The organism is Pseudomonas sp. NPDC087804 (assembly GCF_044742965.1).
In the GTDB taxonomy this organism is placed as follows: domain Bacteria; phylum Pseudomonadota; class Gammaproteobacteria; order Pseudomonadales; family Pseudomonadaceae; genus Aquipseudomonas; species Aquipseudomonas rustica.
In genome coordinates this window covers 1-3,775 of sequence record NZ_JBIUVN010000061.1, presented here as the reverse complement: position 1 = coordinate 3,775, position 3,775 = coordinate 1, and the positions used below count along the sequence as shown (strand labels likewise).

6 protein-coding genes and 1 pseudogene are annotated in these 3,775 nt (G+C 53.7%); all 7 read right to left on the bottom strand.

Annotated elements, in window-relative coordinates:
• Positions 1 to 146 (bottom strand): annotated as a pseudogene (locus tag ACIOMO_RS27845) (hypothetical protein); the annotation flags it as partial.
• A gap of 221 nt (positions 147 to 367) precedes the next feature.
• Positions 368 to 733 (bottom strand): 50S ribosomal protein L7/L12, encoded by a 366-nt coding sequence (gene rplL / locus ACIOMO_RS27840; RefSeq protein WP_053124318.1) that lies wholly within the window; start codon positions 731 to 733, stop codon positions 368 to 370.
• 79 nt (positions 734 to 812) lie between these two features.
• Complete coding sequence (gene rplJ / locus ACIOMO_RS27835; RefSeq protein WP_053124320.1) at positions 813 to 1,313, bottom strand: 50S ribosomal protein L10; 501 nt, start codon at positions 1,311 to 1,313, stop codon at positions 813 to 815.
• Between the two features lie 196 nt (positions 1,314 to 1,509).
• Positions 1,510 to 2,205: a 50S ribosomal protein L1 gene (rplA, locus tag ACIOMO_RS27830; protein WP_053124322.1), complete on the bottom strand. Its 696-nt coding sequence runs from the start codon at positions 2,203 to 2,205 to the stop codon at positions 1,510 to 1,512.
• Entirely contained in the window at positions 2,205 to 2,636 is a 432-nt protein-coding gene (gene rplK, locus ACIOMO_RS27825) for a 50S ribosomal protein L11 (RefSeq protein WP_401244680.1), read from the bottom strand. Before rplK ends, rplA begins: the two co-directional genes overlap by 1 nt.
• A gap of 117 nt (positions 2,637 to 2,753) precedes the next feature.
• The gene (gene nusG, locus ACIOMO_RS27820; RefSeq protein ID WP_007916492.1) at positions 2,754 to 3,287 is read right to left on the bottom strand and encodes a transcription termination/antitermination protein NusG; all 534 of its coding nucleotides are present in this window, start codon (positions 3,285 to 3,287) and stop codon (positions 2,754 to 2,756) included.
• Between the two features lie 9 nt (positions 3,288 to 3,296).
• Positions 3,297 to 3,665, bottom strand: coding sequence for a preprotein translocase subunit SecE (secE, locus tag ACIOMO_RS27815; protein ID WP_008081915.1), 369 nt, complete (start codon positions 3,663 to 3,665; stop codon positions 3,297 to 3,299).
• Between the last annotated feature and the right edge of the window lie 110 nt (positions 3,666 to 3,775).

The following is a 3,775-nucleotide window of genomic DNA, read 5'->3' as shown; positions in this document are numbered from 1 at the left end:
CGGAACTGATCAGTACTCGCACCCGCTAGCAAGAACTCACCATACGAATCCAGCTGGATGGCCAGGAGCTAAGGCACATCCATGACGTCCGGCAACTTGCTAACGTCCTTGCGGATACGTTTTTTCTCAGTATATGAGTAAGCCATCAGCGTTCCCCAGCTTGGTCACCTGCTTGTTTGGCCCCTCCCGACGGGAGCAGCCAGAAAATCGTGCAAACCCCATGGTTTGCGCCACCGCATCGGGTGGTTACAGCGCCTTTATCAGCACCGACCCAGTCGGCTGCCAATAACGGAAAAAGGCCGGTGGCAAGAGCCACCAGCCATCAGCCTGTCGCTTGACGCTCGGGCTGGAGGTGCAAAGTCGAAAGTTACTTAACTTCGACTTCAGCGCCTGCTTCTTCCAGCTTCTTCTTCGCGTCTTCAGCAGCTTCTTTCGAAACGCCTTCAGCGATAACCTGAGGAGCGGTGTCAACCTTCTCCTTGGCTTCTTTCAGACCCAGACCGGTCAGTTCACGTACAGCCTTGATCACGTTGACTTTCTTCTCGCCAGCGCCTTTCAGGATTACGTTGAACTCGGTTTGCTCTTCAACAACAGCGGCAGCAGCAGCTGGACCAGCAGAAGCAGCGGCAGCGGATACGCCGAACTTCTCTTCCATTGCTTTGATCAGCTCAACGATTTCCAGAACCGATTTTTCGCCGATTGCGTCGATGATTTGTTCGTTAGTCAGAGACATGACTTATTTCCTGAATTGGGGGATAGCCTGGAGGCCATCGAAATAAACAAAAATACGCGATAAAAGGAAACGCTCAGCCTTAGGCTGCAGCAGCTTCTTTCTGGTCGCGAAGTGCCGCCAGAGTACGAGCCAATTTGCTGGTAGCGCCTTGAATCACGCTCATCAGCTGGGAAATTGCTTCGTCACGGGTCGGCAGGCTTGCCAGCACGTCGATCTGATTAGCTGCGAGGAACTTGCCCTCGAACGCAGCTGCCTTGATCTCGAACTTGTCCTGACCTTTAGCGAACTCTTTGAACAGACGAGCAGCAGCGCCCGGGTGTTCGTTGGAGAATGCGATCAAGGTCGGGCCGGTGAACACGTCGTTGAGAACACTGTATTCAGTGTCAGCAACAGCGCGCTTGAGCAGGGTGTTACGTACAACACGTACGTAAACGCCAGCTTCACGAGCCTCTTTACGGAGTCCGGTCATTGCGCCTACTGTTACGCCACGTGCATCAACCACGACAGCGGACAGAGCGACTTTGGCAGCCTCGTTGACTTCAGCGACGATGGCCTTCTTGTCTTCGAGATAAATTGCCACGGGTTAACTCCTGCTTGTTACCGTTTCATTCGATCGAAACCGAATGTCGTTTTGGTGTCTGATTCGGTAAGGAACCGGGAGCACCATCTGCGTAGGCTTGTGTATTAAGACTTGCGTCGCCTACGGTCTTGGATAGCCCCCGCCAGGCAGGGACCCCAATCTTTCAATTGACGTGCAAAGCACGCCAACTTTTGTCTTAAGCGTCCAGCGAGCTCTGGTCGATAACCAGACCTGGGCCCATAGTGGTGCTCAGGGTAACGCGCTTAACGTAAATACCTTTCGAGGAAGCTGGCTTGATACGCTTCAGATCAGCGATCAGGGCTTCAACGTTTTCCTTCAGCTTGACGGCGTCGAAGCCCATCTTGCCAACGGAGGTGTGGATAATGCCGTTTTTGTCGGTGCGATAACGAACCTGACCAGCTTTAGCGTTTTTAACAGCAGTCGCTACGTCTGGAGTTACGGTACCAACCTTAGGGTTAGGCATCAGACCACGTGGGCCGAGGATCTGACCCAGTTGACCTACAACGCGCATTGCATCCGGGGATGCGATCACTACGTCATAGTTCAGGTCGCCGCCTTTCATTTCGGCAGCCAGGTCGTCCATACCTACGCGATCAGCGCCGGCAGCCAGAGCGGCTTCAGCAGCTGGGCCTTGGGTGAACACAGCAACGCGAACGGTCTTGCCAGTGCCGTGCGGCAGCACAGTAGCGCTACGAACGACCTGGTCGGATTTACGCGGGTCTACACCGAGGTTTACAGCAATGTCGAACGACTCGCTGAACTTGACAGTCGACAGCTCAGCCAGCAGGGCAGCAGCGTCTACAAAGCTGTAGCTTTTGCCTGCTTCGATTTTGCCGGCGATAGCCTTTTGGCGCTTGGTCAGCTTAGCCATTACACACCCTCCACGTTAAGGCCCATGCTACGAGCGGAACCGGCGATGGTACGCACGGCCGCATCCATATCAGCTGCAGTCAGATCCGCGTTTTTGGTTTTCGCGATTTCTTCCAGCTGAGCACGGGTAACGGTGCCAACCTTAACGGTGTTCGGACGAGCGGAACCGCTAGTCAGACCAGCCGCTTTCTTCAGCAGAACCGAAGCAGGGGTGGACTTGGTTTCGAAAGTGAAGCTACGGTCGCTGTAGACAGTGATGATCACTGGAGTCGGCAGACCAGCTTCAAGACCCTGAGTACGGGCGTTGAAAGCCTTGCAGAATTCCATGATGTTCACGCCGTGCTGACCCAGAGCTGGACCAACAGGTGGGCTTGGGTTAGCCTGAGCGGCCTTCACTTGCAGCTTGATGTAATCGGTAATCTTCTTGGCCATGAGGCACTCCAATTACGGGTTCGAACGCCTCGAAAGGCTCCCCGGTTACTTGCGCGTTTATCCCAGTGACGACAAAACCCCACAGCCTAAGGCTGCGGGGTTGGGATGCTTTTTCAGTTAGACCTTTTCGACCTGACTGAACTCCAACTCTACCGGAGTAGAGCGACCGAAAATGAGCACTGCCACTTGGATCCGGCTCTTTTCGTAGTTAACTTCTTCAACAACGCCATTGAAATCAGCGAATGGACCGTCGTTGACTCGCACCGTTTCGCCCGGCTCGAAGAGAGTCTTCGGCTTAGGCTTGTCGCTACCATCAGCAACACGACGCAGAATTGCTTCTGCCTCTTTATCGGTGATTGGTGCAGGCTTGTCAGCGGTACCGCCGATGAAACCCATCACCCGAGGAGTATCCTTGACCAAGTGCCAAGTACCCTCATTCATGTCCATCTGAACCAGCACATAACCTGGGAAGAACTTGCGCTCGCTTTTGCGTTTCTGGCCATTACGCATTTCAACCACTTCTTCAGTGGGAACCAGAATTTCGCCGAAGCCATCTTCCATGCCAGCCAGCTTTACACGCTCTACCAAAGAGCGCATTACATGCTTCTCGTAACCCGAGTAAGCATGCACAACGTACCAACGCTTAGCCACGGGACACCCTTAGCCGACAATCAAGGAAACAAGCCAGCCGAGCAGGGAATCAAGCCCCCACAACAGCAACGCCATAACCAGAACAACAGCCACTACGATCAACGTGGTCTGCGTGGTTTCTTGGCGAGTTGGCCATACGACTTTACGAATCTCGGTGCGAGCTTCCTTAACCAGTACAAAGAAAGACTTGCCCTTGGCTGTCTGCAAGCCTACAAAGGCAGCTACAGCAGCGAGAGCAAGCAATGCCAGCACGCGGTACAGGATCGGCGAAGCAGAGTAATACTGATTGCCAACAACGCCAACAACCACCAAAGCAACTACTACAAGCCACTTGAGCAGATCGAAGCGAGAGCCTTGAGCTTCAGCCTTAGGAGTCATCTATGAAGATCCTGTGAAAAGAAAGCCAGACACACTGAGTGAATCTGGCAGGTCAGGAGGGAATCGAACCCCCAACCTACGGTTTTGGAGACCGTCGCTCTGCCAATTGA

Excerpts from the sequence above, each read along its gene's own strand:
- rplA (WP_053124322.1), bottom strand. The coding sequence starts at position 2,205 with ATGGCTAAGCTGACCAAGCGCCAAAAGGCTATCGCCGGCAAAATCGAA.
- rplL (WP_053124318.1), bottom strand. The coding sequence starts at position 733 with ATGTCTCTGACTAACGAACAAATCATCGACGCAATCGGCGAAAAATCG.
- rplK (WP_401244680.1), bottom strand. The coding sequence starts at position 2,636 with ATGGCCAAGAAGATTACCGATTACATCAAGCTGCAAGTGAAGGCCGCT.
- secE (WP_008081915.1), bottom strand. The coding sequence starts at position 3,665 with ATGACTCCTAAGGCTGAAGCTCAAGGCTCTCGCTTCGATCTGCTCAAG.